Raw genomic sequence first — 16744 nt, 5'->3', positions numbered from 1 at the left:
CCTCCGGGCGGGCGAGGGGAGCGAGAGCTTCGCCGGTGAGGAGCAAGCGACGATGAAGACCGCAGTGCCCTGCTACTACCACCTCGACGTGGAGGTCGGCCCGGAACGGGTGGGACAGGTCAGCCGCATCCTGGCCGCCCATCTGCGCCACTGGGACCTCGACAACCTCGTGGAGCCCGTCCGCCGCGGCGCCGAACTGCTGCTGCGGGCGATCGACGCGCACGCGAGGAACAAGCACACGTCCATCGAGATGTGGTGGAACGGCCAGCACCTCATCACCGCCCTCGGCGGCGAGGACCCCGACCTGCGCCCGGAGGCGGACCTGCGGTCCTGCCTGGCCGACATCGCCGCCATGAGCGACGGCTGGGGCTGCTGTGCCACCGGCACCGGCGGCACGATCATCTGGTTCTCGCAGCGTGCCCGGGCCGGCCAGCGCGTCCCGCTGGTCCCCCTCGCCCCCGACTCCACGCTGCGTACCGGCCTGAAGGTGCCCCGCGATCAGCCGGTGACCGTGCTGGCCGGTCCCGGACCCGCCCACGGCGCCACCCTGGAGGGCGGCCGGTGACCGCCCGTACGTCACGCACAGGGGTGCCCGTCTGGAGCGGGCACCCCTACCCGTTGGGCGCCTGTTTCGACGGGCAGGGCACCAACTTCGCCCTGTTCAGCGAGGTTGCCGAGCGCGTGGACCTGATCCTCGTCGACGACGCCGGCGCCGAGACCCCCGTCCGGCTGCACGAGGTCGACGGCTTCGTCTGGCACGCCCGCCTGCCCGGCGTCGGCCCCGGACAGCGCTACGGCTACCGGGTGCACGGCCCCTGGCAGCCCGCGCTCGGCCACCGCTGCAACCCGGCGAAGCTGCTGCTCGACCCGTACGCCCGCGCCGTGGACGGCCAGATCGACAACCACCCCTCGCTCTACGAGCGCGCCCCGGACGGGCCGGCCCCGGCCGACAGCGCCGGCCACTCCATGCTGGGCGTGGTCACCGACCCGTTCTTCGACTGGGGCGACGACCGCCCGCCCCGGACGCCGTACGCGGAATCCGTCATCTACGAGGCCCACGTCCGCGGGCTGACCCGCACCCACCCGGACATCCCCGAGCGGCTGCGCGGCACCTACGCCGGGCTCGCGCACCCGGCCGTGACCGAACACCTCACCTCCCTCGGGGTGACGGCGGTGGAGCTGATGCCGGTGCACCAGTTCGTCCAGGACGGCATCCTCCAGGACCGCGGCCTGTCCAACTACTGGGGCTACAACACCATCGGCTTCTTCGCCCCGCACAACGCCTACGCCGCCTTCGGCACCCGCGGCCAGCAGGTCAACGAGTTCAAGGCGATGGTGAAGGCGCTGCACGCGGCCGGCCTCGAAGTCATCCTCGACGTGGTCTACAACCACACCGCCGAGGGCAACGAGTTCGGTCCCACGCTGTCCTTCCGGGGCATCGACAACGCCTCCTACTACCGTCTGGTCGACGGCGACTGGGCGCACTACTACGACACCACCGGCACCGGCAACAGCCTGCTGATGCGGCACCCCTACGTGCTCCAGCTGATCATGGACTCGCTGCGGTACTGGGTCACCGAGATGCACGTCGACGGCTTCCGCTTCGACCTCGCGGCCACCCTCGCCCGGCAGTTCCACGAGGTGGACCGGCTCTCGGCGTTCTTCGACCTGATCCAGCAGGACCCGGTGATCAGCCGGGTCAAGCTGATCGCCGAACCGTGGGACGTGGGCGAGGGCGGCTACCAGGTGGGCAACTTCCCGCCGCTGTGGTCGGAGTGGAACGGCAAGTACCGGGACGCCGTACGGGACTTCTGGCGGGCCGAGCCCGGCTCGCTCGGCGAGTTCGCCTCCCGGCTCACCGGCTCCTCCGACATCTATCAGCACAGCCGGCGCCGGCCGCGCGCGAGCGTCAACTTCGTCACCGCCCACGACGGCTTCACGCTGCGCGACCTGGTGTCCTACAACCACAAGCACAACGAGGGCAACGGCGAGGACAACCGGGACGGCGAGAGCCACAACCGGTCCTGGAACTGCGGCGCGGAGGGCGACACCGACGACCCGGCCGTCCTCGAACTGCGCGCCCGCCAGCAGCGCAACCTGCTGGCCACGCTGCTGCTGTCGCAGGGCATCCCGATGCTCTGCCACGGCGACGAACTCGGCCGCACCCAGCGCGGCAACAACAACGCCTACTGCCAGGACAACGAGACTTCCTGGGTGGACTGGGACCTCACCGAGGAGCAGCGCGCCCTGACCGCGTTCACCCGGCGCCTGATCGCCCTGCGCGCCGCGCACCCGGTGCTGCGCCGGCGCCGCTTCTTCCGCGGCGAGACGGCCACCAACGCCCGGCAGCCGCTGCCCGACCTGGTGTGGCTGCGGCCCGACGCCCGCGAGATGACCGACCGGGACTGGCAGCGCGCGGACGCGCACTCCGTCGGCGCGTTCCTCAACGGCGACGCCATCGCCGAACGCGACGCCTACGGCCGCCGCATGGTCGACGACTCCTTCCTGCTGCTGGTCAACGGCTACTGGGAGCCGGTCGTCTTCCGGCTGCCCGACGACTCCTTCGGCGAGCGCTGGACCACCCTGATCGACACCGCCGACCCCGACGGCATGCCCGACGAACGCGAACGCAAGGCGGGCACCCGGCTCCGCCTGGAGGCCCGCAGCCTGGTCCTGCTGTCCCGTCCGTCCCGCGCCACGGGCTGAACCCGGGGGCGGATCTCAGCAGCAGACGCCGCGGGCCGTCACCGTGAACTGCGCTCCGTCGGCGTCCCGCAGGATCGCCTCCCGCTCGCCGTCCTCGCGCAGCACGCTGCCGCCGTGCTTCTCCGCCGCGCGGGCGCAGGCCGGCACCTCGGTCACCGTGAAGTGGATCTGCCAGTGCGGACGCACCGAGGGGTCCGGGGCGGCCTCCACCGCGCCCGAGTCGATGCGCGCCACCACGTCGCCCTCGCTGCGCAGCAGCACCTCGCCGCCGTCGTACTCCACCTCGCAGCAGCCTGGTTCCCCGGTCGCCCAGTCCAGGATCTCGCCGTAGAACATCGCGGCGTCGAAGGCGTCCCGGGTGTGCAGCCGCGCGAAGGTGGGGGCCGCCTGCCGCCACGCCTCCCAGTTGGTGACCAGGTCGCCCTGCCAGATCCCGAACGTGGCGCCGTCCCGGTCGGCGAGCAGCGCCGCCCGGCCCGGCGGGAAGGACAGCGGCCCGACCGCCGCCGTACCGCCGCGCTCCCGGACCCGGGACACGGCCACGTCCGCGTCCCGCACCGCGAAGTACGGCGTCCACGCCACCGCCATCTGCCACATGGAGGCCACGGCGGCGATCCCGGCCACCGGGACCCCGCCCGCGAGGGCGATCCGGAAGTGCTCGCCGAGCTTGGCGGTGCGCCAGCGCCAGCCCAGCACGGCCGTGTAGAACTCCTGGGTGGCCTGGAGATCACGGCTGGTCAGGCTCACCCAGCAGGGCGCGCCGAAGACGGAGTGGGTGGAGACGACGTCCTCGCCGCGCGGCGCGCCGCCGGTGGTGCTGTCGTGGTTCATGGCAGTCGCGTCCTGCTCTCGGGGCCCGGGCGGCCACCGGTCATACACCAGTGTCCGGCCGGACGGGGTCGACATGCCTGTCGGGTACCCCGGGTGGCAGGGGTGCAGGCCCGTGCGCACGATGGAGGGATGGCAGAGAGCGAGCCGGACCGGATCGCCGCGTTGCAGGCGGAGGTCGACCAGATGAAAGAGGCCATGGCCTCGCACGCCGTCGTGGACCAGGCGATCGGCATGATGGTGGCCCTCGCCCGGGTCACCCCGGACCAGGGCTGGCAGATCCTCAAGGAGGTCTCCCAGCACACCAACATCAAGCTGCGCCACATCGCCGAGCTGATCCTGATCTGGGGGCGGCGCGGCGACCTCCCGGACCACATCCGGGCCGAGCTGGAGGACGCCCTGGACCGGTACGGGCCCGCGCAGGTGCCGGGGACCGAGGGGCAGTAGGGGGAGCGTGTCCCACGGCCGCGGGACGCGCGGCCGGCCGGGCGTGCCCGGCGCGGGGGCCGCCGTACGGGTACGGGGGTCAGCGGATCTCCGCGAGCAGTTCCTCGCGCAGCCGGTCGAAGCAGCCGCTCAGCAGCCGCGAGACGTGCATCTGCGAGATGCCGAGCTCTGAGGCGATGCAGCTCTGTGTCATGCCCTGGAAGAACCGCAGGTAGAGAATGGTGCGCTCGCGTTCGGGCAGCGCCTGGAGGCATGGTCTGACCGCGGCCCGGTCCACGACGAGGTCGTACCCCGGGTCCGGTCCGCCCAGGGAGTCCCCGAGGGCGTAGCCGTCCGTGCCGGAGACCTCGGCGTCCAGGGACAGCGCGGAGAAGCACTCCAGCGCCTCCATGCCGGTGCGTACCTCGTCCTCGCTGAGCCGGGCGTACGCGGCGATCTCCGCGACGGTGGGCGCCCGGCCCGTACTGGTCTGCGTCAGGTCCTTCACGGCGGCGCGGACCCGGTTGCGCAGGTCCTGCACCCGGCGGGGCACGTGCAGGGTCCACATGTGGTCCCGGAAGTGCCGCTTGATCTCCCCGGTGATGGTGGGCACCGCGTACGCCTCGAAGGCGCGGCCACGGGCCGGATCGTAGTGATCGACGGCCTTGACCAGGCCCAGCGCGGCCACCTGGTACAGATCCTCCAGTGCCTCGCCACGGCCGCGGAACCGCACCGCGATCCGCTCGGCCATGGGCAGCCACAACCGGACCAGGTCGTCCCGCAGCGCCCGGCGCTCGGGGCAGTCCGGCAGCAGGGCGAGCCGCTCGAAAGCGGCGCCCGTGTCCGGGGCGTCGTCGTGGGGATGGGATTTCGTGCTGCCAGTGACACGCATCGCGCGCACCTCTCTCGGCAGGTGCTGATGGGACAGACACCGTGGGAGGTGCGCTCGGACCATGGAGTGGGACACCGGGGGCGGGCCATGCCGTCTCCCACGGACGTGCCTCCTGTCCGAAGCACTTCTGTGCCCTTTCCCGCCGAGGGACACCTCCAAACAAATTATAGTAAACGCGGCAAAAGGGACTAATGGGGGCCGGAGATCGCCGATCTTGCCGTGGACGTGATGTGCGGCACGCCCGGCCCGGCGGCCGGAACCCGCCGCGGACGCGTTCTTCCTGGGCAGCGCTTGATCACCGGTCGGCGGGGGCCAATTCCCCTGACCACGCTGCGTTCCCGCCATTTGACAGTGCGCTCGGCGCACAGATAGACAGCAGCTCTGGAGGGTCGAGAGGGGCACTGTGTACGAGCCGAACGTGGTCGGTGACTGGCAGGAGTGCGACGAGCATGCCGGTCTGCGGGTCCGCGTCCACCGCCTGGAGGCGGCCGAGCCGCCGCGCGGACGGGACGACGCCGCCGCCGGGCTGACGTATTTCAGTGTCCGGGTGACCGTGGAGAACCGCGGCACCCGGCCCTACGGCATCCACCTGGAGGACGGCCAGATCGACGTGCGCGTGGGCCCGGACGGCGAGGGCGCCTTCATCGACTGGCGCAACTCCCAGTTCGTGGAGGGCTTCGACGTCTACCCGCTGCGCCGGGCCACCGCCGTGATCTACGCCGCCGCGCCCGAGGCCGCCCTCAGCCACGTGGACGTACAGGTGCAGCTGCGGGTGGACGACGACTGGGCCGGCCGCCGGCTGTGGGCGGGCGGCATCGGAGTCCTGGAGCCGGCCCCGACGGCCGCGTCCTCGGCCACCGGGCAGGGCGGCCTGGCCCACCAGGTCTCCGCCTTCCTGCGGGACCAGGCGGAGCCGGGCTCCGCCTGACGCGCACCCGCGCCGCACGGACCGGACGGCCCCGGTGCGGGCACGTCATACAGGGTCCCGTGCGGGCACCTCTTACGTGACCCCACGCGTCACTTCGTACGCGGCCCCGCGCGGGGTTTTTGTACGCGGCCCCGCGCGGGCGCTTCGTACGCGGCCCCGGGCGGGCCTTCGTACGTGGCCCGCGCGTGGCGTCGTGCGTGGTTCGGTGCCGGACGGCGTGCGCGGTTCAGTGCGGGATGCCGTCGATGATCTCCCGCGCGCCCTGCCGCAGCAGCGCGACCGCGACCGAGGTGCCGAGGGTGGCCGGGTCCAGCCGCCCCGCCCACTCGTGGGCGTTCAGCCGCGTCTTGCCGTCGGCGGTGAACACGCAGGCGCGCAGGGAGAGTTCGCCGGCGCGGTCCACGTGCGCGTACCCGGCGATCGGGCTGTTGCAGTGCCCTTGCAGCACGTGCAGGAACATCCGCTCGGCCGTCGCCTCCCGGTGGGTGTCCGGGTCGCCGAGCCCGCTGACCGCGTCGATCAGCCCGGTGTCGTCCTCCCGGCACTGCAGGGCCAGGATGCCCGCGCCGATCGGCGGCATCATCGTCTCCGGCGACAGCACCTCGCTGATCACGTCGGTCCGGCCGATCCGCTCCAGACCGGACACCGCGAGCAGCAGCGCGTCCGCCTCGCCCGCCGCCAGCTTCTCCAGTCGGCGGTTGGCGTTGCCGCGGAACGGCACGCACTCCAGATGCGGGTGGCTCGCGGCCAGTTGGGCGATCCGGCGGACCGAGGAGGTGCCGATCCGGGTGCCGGCCGGCAGCTCGTCCAGGGTCAGCCCGTCCGGGTGCACCAGCGCGTCCCGGATGTCGTCCCGCTTCAGGAACGCGGCGAACACCGTGCCCGCGGGCAGCGGCCGGTCGGCGGGCACGTCCTTCACGCAGTGCACCGCGAGGTCCGCCTCCCCGGCGAGGAGGGCCGCGTCCACCTCCTTGGTGAACGCCCCCTTGCCCTCCACCTCGGAGAGATCGCCCAGCCACTTGTCGCCGGTCGTCTTCACCGGGACCACCTCCGTGCGCACCCCCGGGTGCAGCACGGCCAGCTCGGCACGGACCCGCTCCACCTGGGCCAGGGCCATGGGGGAGTCGCGGGAGACGATACGGATCAATTCCGGTGCAGACATGAGGACACGATAGACCCTGGGCCGGTGCGGCACCGCTCGCGGGCGGCCGTAGGAGCCGTCGTGCCACGGGGGTTGGGCCCGCCGGCCGCGTGTCCCGCGGCCCCTACCGAGGCTCCTCGGGCAGGTCTGCCGCCGACTCCTCCGGCGTGAGGTCCGGGCGCGAGCGCAGCCAGGACGGCTGGCGCAGTATGCCGTGCCGGGTACGGGTGCTGTAGCTGACCTCGCCCACCAGCCGGGGCACCACCCAGCGTGCCCGGGGAATCCGCGGCACCGGGTCGAAGGGGCACCGGTCGCTCGCCGCCTCCCGCAGCAGCTCCGCCAGCCGGACGCGTTCCGCCTCGCTCCAGCCGGTGCCCACCCCGCCGACGTAGCGCAGCCGGCCCTCCGCGTCGCGCTGCCCGGCCAGCACCGCCCCGGGCAGTCCGGTCAGCCGGCCCTTCCCGGGCAGCCAGCCGCCGATGATCACGTCCTCGGCGCGCATGTTCCGGATCTTGATCCAGGCGCGGGAGCGGGCCCCGGGCTCGTACACCGAGTCCAGGCGCTTGCACACCAGGCCCTCCAGCCCGTGCTCCCGGGTGGCGCGCAGCGCTTCGGCGCCGTGCCCCGTCACCGCGCGCGGGGTCGACCAGTACGGCCCGGCCAGGTCCAGCTCCTCCAGCCGGGCCCGGCGTCGCGCGTACGGCAGCCGGAGCAGCGGCTCGGTCAGGTACGGCACGTCGAACAGCACCAGGTGCACCGGCACCTGTGCGGCCCGGCGCGCCGCCCGCGCGGGGGCGTGCGCGAGGCCCATCCGGCTCTGCAGCAGCTGGAAGTCGGCCCGTCCTCGCTCGTCCAGGGCCAGCACCTCGCCGTCCAGCACGGCGGGCGTGGGGCCCAGCACGGCGCCCAGCGGCCGGAGTTCGGGGTAGGCCGCGGTGATGTCCTCGCCGGAGCGGGCGCGCAGCAGCACGCTGCCGTCGCCGGGCAGGTAGACCATCACCCGCTGGCCGTCCTGCTTCGTCTCGTACGCCCACCGCCGGTCCTGGGCGGCGGGCGGCAGGCCGCCGGGGGTGGCGAGCATCGGCGCGATGAGCGGCAGGGGCACGGCGGTCACGGCAGAACATCTCGACCACCCCCGGCCCGCTCACGCGCCTTCACCCCACGGTTCCCCTGAACGGTCCTACCCGCTCGCGCCGGCGCGTCCCGGCGGCAGCCCGCCCCACGCGCCGGCGCGCCCCCGCGTCAGCCCACCGGCTCGGCCGACGCCTCGGCGGTCGTCGCGGCCGGGGTGCCGGCCGGGCGGTGCCGGGGGAGGAACCCGGCGAGCAGGAAGGCGAGGGTCGCCGCGCCCGCGCCGAGCGCCATGACGGCCTTGAAGCCGTTCTCGGACGGCAGCGCGTGGCCGCCCAGGCTGGTCGTCATCTGGGCCAGGATCACGCCCGCCACGGCACTGGCCACGGAGGTGCCGATCGACCGCATCAGCGTGTTGAGACTGTTCGCGGCGGCCGTCTCCGAGGGCGGGACCGCGCCCATGATCAGCGCGGGCATGGCGCCGTAGGCGAAGCCGACGCCCGCGCCGATCACGCAGGAGACCAGCACCAGATGCCAGATCTCGCTCATCAGCACGATGTTCAGCCCGTACCCGGCGGCGACGATCAGCGCGCCCGTCATCAGCGTCGTCTTCGGGCCCCGCGACTTCGTGACCAGGGCGGACAGCGGGGCCGTGGCCATCATGACCAGGCCCTGCGGGGCCATGACCAGGCCGGCGGCGAGCATGGACCTGCCCAGGCCGTACCCCGTCTGCGTGGGCAGCTGGAGCAGCTGCGGCAGCACGAGGGCCATCGCGAACATGGAGAAGCCGAACGCGATCGAGGCGAGGTTGGTGAACAGCACCTGGCGGCGGGCCGTGGTGCGCAGGTCGACCAGCGGCTCGGCCGTACGCAGCTCGAAGAAGCCCCAGGCCACCAGGGCCACGACGGCGAGCGCGAACAGGCCCAGGGTGGTGCCGCTGCCCCAGCCCCAGTCGGCGCCCTTGGAGACGGCGAGCAGCAGCGCGACCAGCCCGACGGCCATGCCGAGCGCGCCGGCCAGGTCGAACCGGCCGCCGGTGCGCACGCCGGACTCCGGCACCAGGCCCAGCACCAGCACGGCCGCGACGACGCCGAGGACCGCGGAGGTCCAGAACAGCACGTGCCAGTCGTAGTGGTCGGCGATGAACGCCGCCGCGGGCAGCCCCAGGGCACCGCCGACCCCGAGCGAGGCGCTCATCAGCGCGGTGGAGCCGGCCAGCTTCTCCACGGGCAGCTCGTCCCGCATGATGCTGATGCCGAGCGGGACCACGGCGGCGGCCAGGCCCTGCAGCGCCCGGCCGGTGATCATCGGCACCAGCCGGTCACTGAGCGCGCACACCGTCGAGCCGGCCACCAGCAGCACCAGGCTGGCCAGCAGCAGGCGCCGCTTGCCGAACATGTCACCGAGCCGGCCGGCCACCGGGGTGGCGACGGCGGCGGCCAGCAGGGTGGCGGTCACCGCCCAGGCGGCGTCGGACGGCGAGGCGTGCAGGTAGCCGGGCAGCTCGGGCACGATCGGGATCACCAGCGTCTGCATCAGCGACACGGTGATGCCGGCCAGGGCCAGCACCGCGACCACGGCACCCGGCCGGGACGGGGCGGAACGGCCGGCCTCGGCGGGCCGGACGGGGGTGTCGGGCATGAGGAACCTTCCGGAAGGACGGAGGAACGGAAAGCACGAGAGAACCGAGAGAACAGGGAGCGGTGAAGCCACCTTTTAAGTCAACTGCTTGACTTACTCTAGCGAGCCCGAACGCGGGTCCGGTCCGGGGAGGCGGTCCGGGCGCCGTAGGCTGTGAACCGGCTGGACCTCGCCCGCCCCGGCCGAGGACCCGTGGGGCGGAGTGCGGGACGGACCGCCCCCGGGGTGGCGCACGTCCCGGAGCGGTGGTGAGCATGGCGCGCAGGACGGCGCGGACCGAGCAGGTGAACGCGACGCGGGAGGCGATCCTGACCGCGGCGGAACGGCTGTTCGCCGAGCACGGCGTGTACGCCGTCTCCAACCGCCAGGTCAGCGAGGCCGCCGGCCAGGGCAACAACGCCGCGGTCGGCTACCACTTCGGCACCAAGGCCGACCTGGTCCGCGCGGTCGCCCGGCGGCACACCCGGCACATCGAGACACTGCGGGAGCGGGCCCTGGAGGAGACCGCGGGCTCCACGGACGTGCGCGACTGGGTCCACTGCCTGGTCCGCCCGGTCACCGAGCACCTGGCCGGACTCGGCAGCCCCACCTGGTACGCCCGGTTCTGCGCGCAGGTGATGACCGACCCGGCACTGCACGACATCATGGTCGAGGAGTCCCTGGCCTCGCCGGCGCTGCGCGAGGCGGTCGAGGGCCTGAACCGCACCCTGCCGGACCTGCCGCCCGAGGTCCGCGCCGAACGCGGTCAGATGGTCCGGCTGCTGATCCTGCACACCTGCGCCGAGCGCGAGCGGGCCCTGGCCGAGTCCGCCCCCACCCCGCACGCCACCTGGAGCGCGGCCGCGACCGGGCTCGCCGACGCGATCGTCGGCCTGTGGCTGGCCCCGGTCAGCGCGCGGACGGCGGCGCCGGGGCTTTCCCGGGAGTAAGGGCGCTCCGGGGGCTGCCGGGTCAGCGGGCGCGCGGTGGTCCGGCCCAGCCCAGGGACCGTTCGACGGCCCGTTTCCAGTTGCCGTACTCCGTCTCCCGCCGCTCGGGGTCCATGCCGGGCAGCCACTGCGCGGCCCGGTGCCAGTTGCGGCGCAGCACCTCCAGGCCGGGCCAGTAGCCGACGGCGAGGCCGGCCGCGTAGGCGGCGCCGAGGGAGACCGTCTCGGCGACCATGGGCCGTACCACGGGCACGTCGAGCACATCGGCCAGGAACTGCATGAGCAGGTTGTCGGAGGTCATGCCGCCGTCCACCTTGAGCTGCGGCAGGGGGACCGGGAAGTCGGCGTTCATCGCGTCGACGACCTCCCGGGTCTGCCACCCCGTGGCCTCCAGCACCGCCCGCGCCAGGTGCCCCTTGGTGATGTACGAGGTGAGGCCGACGATGACCCCGCGCGCGTCGCTGCGCCAGTGCGGCGCGAACAGGCCCGAGAAGGCGGGGACGATGTAGCAGCCGCCGTTGTCCTCGACCGTGCGCGCGAGGGTCTCGATCTCCGGGGCGCTGCCGATCAGGCCCAGGCGGTCGCGGAACCACTGGACGAGCGCGCCGGTGACCGCGATCGACCCCTCCAGGGCGTAGGCCGGGGGCTGGTCCCCGATCTTGTAGGCGACCGTCGTGAGCAGCCCGTGCCGGGAGCGTACGACCTCGTCGCCGGTGTTGAGCAGCAGGAAGCCCCCGGTGCCGTAGGTGCACTTGGCCTCGCCGGGGGAGAAGCAGGTCTGGCCGAAGAGCGCGGCCTGCTGGTCGCCGAGGGCGGCGGTGAGGGGGATGCCGGGCAGCAGCGCCCGCGTCTCGCCGTACCGCTCGGCGGAGGAGCGGATCTCGGGCAGCATCGGGCGGGGCACGCCGAAGAAGTCCAGCAGCTCGTCGTCCCAGTCGAGCGTGCGGATGTTCATCAGCATCGTGCGGCCGGCGTTGGTGGCGTCGGTGAGGTGCAGGCCGCCGTCGGCGCCGCCGGTGAGGTTCCACAGCAGCCAGCTCTCCATTGTCCCGAACAGCACCTCGCCGTCCCGGGCGCGCTGCTCGACGCCCTTGACGTGGTCGAACAGCCAGCGGATACGCAGCGCCGAGAAATAGGTGGAGGGCGGCAGGGCGCACCGGTCGAGGAAGAACCTCTCGCCGGGGTCGCGCAGGAGGTCCTCGACCAGCGGCGCGGTACGGGTGTCCTGCCAGACGATCGCCCGGCCCGTCGGGGCGCCGGTCCGCCGGTCCCAGAGCACCGTCGTCTCCCGCTGGTTGGCCACTCCGATCGCGGCGACCTGAGCCTTGTCGACGCCGGCGGCGGACAGCGCCTCGGGCACCACCCGGCGCAGGTTCTGCCAGATCTCGACGGCGTCGTGCTCCACCCAGCCGGGCCGCGGGAAGTGCTGCCGGTGCTCCCGCTGCGCGACCGAGACCAGCCGCCCCCGGTGGTCGAAGAGGATGCAGCGGGTCGAGTTGGTGCCCTGATCGACCGACATCACATACCGTTCCGTCATGATCGGGTCTGCCTTCCGACGGAGATCCGGGGGCGGCCGTCCCGCCTACCAGCGGGCGGCTCCCAGGTCTCTGGAGATCGCCCGGGCGGCCTCGCGGACCAGGCTGATCAGCGCGGGCCGGGGCCGGCCCCGGCCGTCGCAGATCCGCTCCACCGGCCCGGACAGCCCGATGGCGCCCACGACGAGCCCGCCGTGCCCCCGGATCGGCGCGGCGATCCCGGCCTCGCCCATGCTCATCTCCTGGATCTCGGCCGCCCATCCGGCCTCCCGGACGGCGGCGAGCGCCCGGGCGAGCCGCTCCGGATCGACCAGCGTGTGCCGGGTGTACGCCGCCGGCTCCGGCTCCCGGTCCGGTTCGGCCGTCGCCGTGCCGAAGGCCAGCAGTACCTTGCCGAGCGAGGAGGCGTGCAGCGGCAGCAGCGCGCCCACGTCCAGGGTCTGGAAGCTGTCGTCCGGCCGGAACACGTGGTGGACGACGAGGACCCTGCCCTCCAGCGGGGTGCCCAGCCGCACCGCCTCCCCGCTGCGGGCGGCCAGGGCGTCGGCCCAGTTCAGGGAGCGTGAGCGCAGTTCGTTGACGTCCAGGTAGCTGGTGCCCAGGTGCAGCAGGGCGGCCCCGAGCTGGTACTTCCCGGTCGCCGCGTCCTGCTCCACGAAGTCCACGTGCTGGAGCGTGCGCAGAATGCCGTGGGCGGTGCCCTTGGCCAGCCCGAGCGAGGACGCCACCTCGCCGAGCCCGAGTCGGCGGGGCCCGCCGGCGAGCAGCCGCAGGATCGCCGCGGCCCGCTCGATCGACTGGACCGGTCCGGCCATGAGGCGAGCCTATTACCGCCGGGGAGGCTTCGCCCCGCGGGGTGGCCCGGCGGTGGGGCCCGGCGGCCCGGCGACAGGCCCCGGTGGCCCGGCGAGAGGCGCGGTGGTCCGGGCCGGAGCGCGGCCGCGGCCGGGGCGGCGACGGAGACGTTCGGTAATGCCGACCGGCGTTCATTGACCCGCCCGATTTGTCTCCCTAACGTGCTCTGAGGCCCGGAAGACGCCGAGACAAGCGCGCGAGACCGGCAGCACATCGGGAGAGAACATGGTGGCCCAGCTCAACAGTCTGCTTCGGGCGGCACATGAACACGTGTGTCCGGTGCCTCCCGTCGCCGGCGCGGTGTCCGCCGTACGCCGGCGGGCGGCGGCGCTCCTCGCCGAGTGGAGGGTGTGTCCGGAGCTCGTCGAGGACTCGCTGCTCGTGGTGTCGGAGCTGGTCACCAACGCCATCGTGCACGCCCGCCCGCCGGCCGAACTCCGGCTGTCCTGGCTGCGCGGCGACCACCCCGCCATCCTGCGCGTCGAGGTCACCGACGCCGGACCCGACCCCGCCGCGGGCGCGACCCGCGCCGGGATCGACCCGGACGAGCACGGCCGGGGCGAGGCGATCGTCCACGCCCTGGCGACCCGCCACGGCATACGGGTCCACCCCGGACGGGTCACCCGCTGGGCCGAGCTCGTCGCGGCCTGAGGCGGCCCCGGTCAGGCTCGGTCCCGGCCCACCCGGGGTCACCCGCTGGGCCGAGCTCGTCGCGGCCTGAGGCGGCCCCGGTCAGGCTCGGTCCCGGCCCACCCGGCACCGGGACCCCGAGCCGTCCTACGCTCCAGTAATATCCGGCGGCAGGCCACCACAGGAGGAACCGTGCCCCGGTCCGAACGCTCACCCCTGCTGCTCGCCGGCCTGCTGGCCGCCGCGGGAGCCGCCCACTTCGCCGTACCCCGGCAGTTCGACGCGATCATCCCGCACTCGCTGCCGGGCCCGCCCCGGGCCTGGACCTACGGCAGCGGGGCCGTCGAACTGGCGCTGGCGGCCGGGATCGCCGCGCCGCGCACCCGCGCGACGGCCGCGAAGGCGGCGGCCGCCTTCTTCGTCGGTGTCTTCCCGGCCAACGTCCGGATGGCCGTGGACTGGCGCCACCGGCCGGCCCCGCTGCGGGCGGCGGCCCTGGCCCGGCTGCCCCTCCAGGTGCCCCTGGTGCTGTGGGCGCGCGGCGTGGCCCGCGGCGGAAAGGGCCGGTCGTGACCAGGCCCCTCGCGGTCGGGGACACGGCGGAGGACTTCGCCCTGCCCGACGAGACCGGGACCACCCGCCGGCTCACCGGACTGCTGGCCGACGGGCCCGTCGTGCTCTTCTTCTACCCCGCCGCCCTCACCCCCGGCTGCACCGCCGAGGCCTGCCACTTCCGGGATCTGGCCGCCGAGTTCGCGGCGCTCGGCGCCCGGCCCGTCGGCATCAGCGGGGATGCCGTCGGCAAGCAGCGGGAGTTCACCGACCGGCACCGGCTCGGCATGCCGCTGCTGTCCGACGCCGACGGCGTGGTCCGCGAGCGGTTCGGCGTCCGGCGGGGCTTCTCCCTGGCCCCGACCAAGCGCGTCACCTTCGTGATCGCCGGGGACCGTACCGTCCTGGAGGTGGTCCGCAGCGAGCTGCGCATGAACACCCACGCCGACCGCGCCCTCGCCGTCCTGCGCGCCCGTCGGGGCTGAGCGGCGGTCACCGGCCGTGGGCAGCCCGGGTCCGGTGCGTCCTCGGAGAACGGCGAGCCGTGCGGCAGCACGTACAGGACGTCCAGGACCAGCGGGGTGCCGCCCAGGTTCCTTTCCCGCGTCCGGTCCAGGCGCCCCGGGTACCCGGCACGGCCGATGCCCGGGTTACCCGGCGGGCCGCCAGCCCAGGGCCGGTCCGAGCTTCGTCGCCATGTCCGTCAGGATCTGCGCGTAGTCCTCGTACTCGAAGGTGAACGGCAGGGCGAACGCCACCTCGTCGACCTCGCGGAAGGCGGCGTGCGCGTGCAGCCGCTCGGCCAGCTCAGCCGAGGTGCCGACCAGGTCCGGCGCGAACAGCTGCCGTGCCGGGCCCTGCGGGGAGGCCGTGCGGGGCAGCCGCCGGGCCGCGTACTCCGCGTACTTGGCGCGCTGCGCGGGGCTCGCGGAGTCGGTCGGGATCACCACCAGCCCGTGGGAGACCCGGGCCGCCTCCCCGTCGGGGTGGTGGGCCCGGAACTCCCGGATGAGGGACGACTGGATCGCCGCGAAGTCGGGCGGCCCGTCCGCGCCGCCGGTGTCCTCCACCTTCACCACGCTGCTGGTCAGGAAGTTCATGCCGTGCTCGCCGGCCCAGCGCGCCGAGCGCAGGCTGCCGCCGCCGTACCACATCCGCTCCCCGAGCCCGGGGGAGTGCGGCTGGACGATGTCGGAGAAGACCTCGAACCCCTCCGTCCCGCTGAAGTCGGTGGCGGGCTTGCCGCGCACCAGGTCCAGCAGCCGCCGCACCCGCTCGAAACCGAAGTCCTCCGCGTCGGCGGTGTCCGGGTAGAGGGCGCCCTTGACCCGGTCGTAGTGCGCCGGCGGGCCCACGCTGACGCCCGGGTTGAGCCGGCCGCCGGACAGCACGTCGACCGTCGCCAGGTCCTCGGCGAGCCGCAGCGGGTTCTCCCAGCCGAGCGGCGTCACCGCGGTGCCCAGCTGGATCCGCCGGGTGCGCTGCGAGGCGGCGGCCAGGACCGCGACCGGGGACGAGATGCCGTACTGCAGATGCCGGTGGCGGATCCAGGCGCTGTCGAAGCCGAGCCGCTCGCCCAGTTCGATGAGGCGCAGCGTGGACTCGTGACCCCGCCCGGGATCCGCCGCGTCGAACAGGCCGATGGTCAAGAACCCCAGCTTGCGCAGCGGGCGAGAGGTGGGCGGCACGGGTCCTCCAGCGCGGTCGTGTGTCGGCTCCGCCACGATTCTGGCAGGCGAGTGTGACAACCGTGTGATCAATCCGTGCGGGCCGCCGGCAACGGGATCGCGCCCTCGACCTGGGCGGGCGGATCGGGTTCCCGCGCGGGGGTGCCCGTCGCCGTGGTCGTCGGCGCTGCCGACGGGGTGGACACATCGCCGGCGAGCCGTGGGTACGGCCGGTCGGGTCGCCGCGCCGAACCAAGAGGCGAGCACACCGTTGCGGGCGGCCCACAGGATCGGGGGTTCAGCCGCGACAACTGCTCGACGCGGCCCGGTCAGCCGCCGGTAGGCGCCGGCCCGGGCCGCGCCCCGTTGCCGTCCGGCGTGACACCGGCCGGCCTTGATCTCAAGCATGGTCGAGGTTCTACGGTGCCCGGGTCAGCGATCGTCCGCAGGAGGTACCGCCGTGTCCGCCCAGCCCCGCACCGACGCCGAACTCGCCGCCGAGCCGGCCGCGTACTGGACCAAAATCGCCTACGAGGCCCTCATCGCCTTCATCCGTGCCCGGCAGGCCGAACTGGGCTTCACCCAGCCCGGGTACTGGCTGCTGCGCCACCTGTCGCAGCACGACCTCTCGGCCGACGGCCGCGGGATGACCCTCGCCGAACTCCGCCAGACCATGAGCACCTACCTCAGGCCCGAGGACGACCTGGCGGCCGAGGCCGAGACCCTGCTGGAGCGCGGTCGGCTCACCCGCGACGGCGACGGACGGCTGTGGATCACCGCGGCCGGGGAGGAGGCCCGCGCCACCCTCAAGCGGCACGCTCCCGCGATCCGCGACCACATCCACCAGGGCATCTCCGACGCCGACTACGTCACCACCGTGAAGGTCCTCCAACGGATGATCCGCAACACCGGTGGCGCGACGCGCTAGTAGGCGTGCGACGAG

General features: G+C 73.7%; 17 protein-coding genes and 1 pseudogene. 9 read left to right on the top strand and 9 right to left on the bottom strand.

All coding sequences use genetic code 11. From position 1 onward, the window contains the following. Positions 1–52 precede the first annotated feature (52 nt). Together Srubr_RS00805 and glgX are read left to right on the top strand one after the other, a co-directional pair. Positions 53–565, top strand: a complete 513-nt coding sequence (locus Srubr_RS00805) for a pep a2 (protein ID WP_189991808.1) — start codon at positions 53–55, stop codon at positions 563–565. Next, complete coding sequence (gene glgX, locus Srubr_RS00800) at positions 562–2706, top strand: glycogen debranching protein GlgX (RefSeq protein ID WP_189991805.1); 2145 nt, start codon at positions 562–564, stop codon at positions 2704–2706. Before Srubr_RS00805 ends, glgX begins: the two co-directional genes overlap by 4 nt. Before the next feature lie 15 nt (positions 2707–2721). Here glgX and Srubr_RS00795 read toward each other — a convergent pair whose 3' ends face one another. After that, positions 2722–3537 carry a VOC family protein gene (locus Srubr_RS00795; protein ID WP_189991803.1) on the bottom strand — a complete coding sequence of 272 codons (816 nt, stop codon included), beginning with the start codon at positions 3535–3537 and terminating at the stop codon, positions 2722–2724. A 129-nt stretch (positions 3538–3666) separates the two neighbouring features. Between Srubr_RS00795 and Srubr_RS00790 the strand changes: the two genes are divergently transcribed. Then, entirely contained in the window at positions 3667–3981 is a 315-nt protein-coding gene (locus Srubr_RS00790) for an ANTAR domain-containing protein (RefSeq protein WP_189991801.1), read from the top strand. A 79-nt stretch (positions 3982–4060) separates the two neighbouring features. Here Srubr_RS00790 and Srubr_RS00785 read toward each other — a convergent pair whose 3' ends face one another. Then, the gene (locus Srubr_RS00785; protein ID WP_189991799.1) at positions 4061–4852 is read right to left on the bottom strand and encodes an RNA polymerase sigma factor SigF; all 792 of its coding nucleotides are present in this window, start codon (positions 4850–4852) and stop codon (positions 4061–4063) included. A gap of 403 nt (positions 4853–5255) precedes the next feature. Between Srubr_RS00785 and Srubr_RS00780 the strand changes: the two genes are divergently transcribed. Further along, entirely contained in the window at positions 5256–5780 is a 525-nt protein-coding gene (locus Srubr_RS00780) for a hypothetical protein (protein WP_189991797.1), read from the top strand. Positions 5781–6006: 226 nt separating this feature from the next. On the opposite strand, the gene hemC is transcribed toward Srubr_RS00780, so the two are convergent. From hemC to Srubr_RS00765, 3 genes are all read right to left on the bottom strand, one after another. Then, the gene (hemC, locus tag Srubr_RS00775; protein ID WP_189991795.1) at positions 6007–6942 is read right to left on the bottom strand and encodes a hydroxymethylbilane synthase; all 936 of its coding nucleotides are present in this window, start codon (positions 6940–6942) and stop codon (positions 6007–6009) included. Positions 6943–7045: 103 nt separating this feature from the next. Next, positions 7046–8026, bottom strand: coding sequence for an ATP-dependent DNA ligase (locus tag Srubr_RS00770; RefSeq protein ID WP_189991881.1), 981 nt, complete (start codon positions 8024–8026; stop codon positions 7046–7048). A gap of 137 nt (positions 8027–8163) precedes the next feature. After that, positions 8164–9633 carry an MFS transporter gene (locus Srubr_RS00765; protein ID WP_189991793.1) on the bottom strand — a complete coding sequence of 490 codons (1470 nt, stop codon included), beginning with the start codon at positions 9631–9633 and terminating at the stop codon, positions 8164–8166. 254 nt (positions 9634–9887) lie between these two features. Between Srubr_RS00765 and Srubr_RS00760 the strand changes: the two genes are divergently transcribed. Further along, positions 9888–10562 carry a TetR/AcrR family transcriptional regulator gene (locus Srubr_RS00760; protein ID WP_189991791.1) on the top strand — a complete coding sequence of 225 codons (675 nt, stop codon included), beginning with the start codon at positions 9888–9890 and terminating at the stop codon, positions 10560–10562. A 22-nt stretch (positions 10563–10584) separates the two neighbouring features. Here Srubr_RS00760 and glpK read toward each other — a convergent pair whose 3' ends face one another. Further along, the gene (glpK, locus tag Srubr_RS00755; RefSeq protein WP_189991789.1) at positions 10585–12099 is read right to left on the bottom strand and encodes a glycerol kinase GlpK; all 1515 of its coding nucleotides are present in this window, start codon (positions 12097–12099) and stop codon (positions 10585–10587) included. A gap of 45 nt (positions 12100–12144) precedes the next feature. After that, a complete protein-coding gene (locus Srubr_RS00750) occupies positions 12145–12912 on the bottom strand; it encodes an IclR family transcriptional regulator (RefSeq protein ID WP_189991787.1) in 768 nt (255 codons plus the stop codon). Positions 12913–13231: 319 nt separating this feature from the next. Here Srubr_RS00750 and Srubr_RS00745 point away from each other — a divergent pair, with 319 nt between their 5' ends. The 3 genes from Srubr_RS00745 to Srubr_RS00735 all read left to right on the top strand — a co-directional run bounded on the left by Srubr_RS00745 (position 13232) and on the right by Srubr_RS00735 (position 14619). Next, entirely contained in the window at positions 13232–13603 is a 372-nt protein-coding gene (locus tag Srubr_RS00745) for an ATP-binding protein (protein ID WP_308439891.1), read from the top strand. 171 nt (positions 13604–13774) lie between these two features. Beyond that, positions 13775–14155 carry a DoxX family protein gene (locus Srubr_RS00740; RefSeq protein WP_189991783.1) on the top strand — a complete coding sequence of 127 codons (381 nt, stop codon included), beginning with the start codon at positions 13775–13777 and terminating at the stop codon, positions 14153–14155. Continuing rightward, positions 14152–14619, top strand: a complete 468-nt coding sequence (locus Srubr_RS00735; RefSeq protein WP_189991781.1) for a peroxiredoxin — start codon at positions 14152–14154, stop codon at positions 14617–14619. The genes Srubr_RS00740 and Srubr_RS00735 overlap by 4 nt, the downstream gene beginning before the upstream one ends. Before the next feature lie 20 nt (positions 14620–14639). Here Srubr_RS00735 and Srubr_RS40140 read toward each other — a convergent pair. Further along, positions 14640–14780: pseudogene (locus Srubr_RS40140) on the bottom strand (cupin domain-containing protein); the annotation flags it as partial. A gap of 4 nt (positions 14781–14784) precedes the next feature. After that, the gene (locus Srubr_RS00730) at positions 14785–15822 is read right to left on the bottom strand and encodes an LLM class flavin-dependent oxidoreductase (protein WP_189991779.1); all 1038 of its coding nucleotides are present in this window, start codon (positions 15820–15822) and stop codon (positions 14785–14787) included. 439 nt (positions 15823–16261) lie between these two features. Here Srubr_RS00730 and Srubr_RS00725 point away from each other — a divergent pair, with 439 nt between their 5' ends. Next, complete coding sequence (locus tag Srubr_RS00725; RefSeq protein WP_189991777.1) at positions 16262–16729, top strand: MarR family transcriptional regulator; 468 nt, start codon at positions 16262–16264, stop codon at positions 16727–16729. Positions 16730–16744 lie beyond the last annotated feature (15 nt).

This window comes from Streptomyces rubradiris (genome assembly GCF_016860525.1).
Classification (GTDB): Bacteria; Actinomycetota; Actinomycetes; order Streptomycetales; family Streptomycetaceae; genus Streptomyces; species Streptomyces rubradiris.
This window is presented reverse-complemented; position numbering and strand designations above follow the sequence as displayed.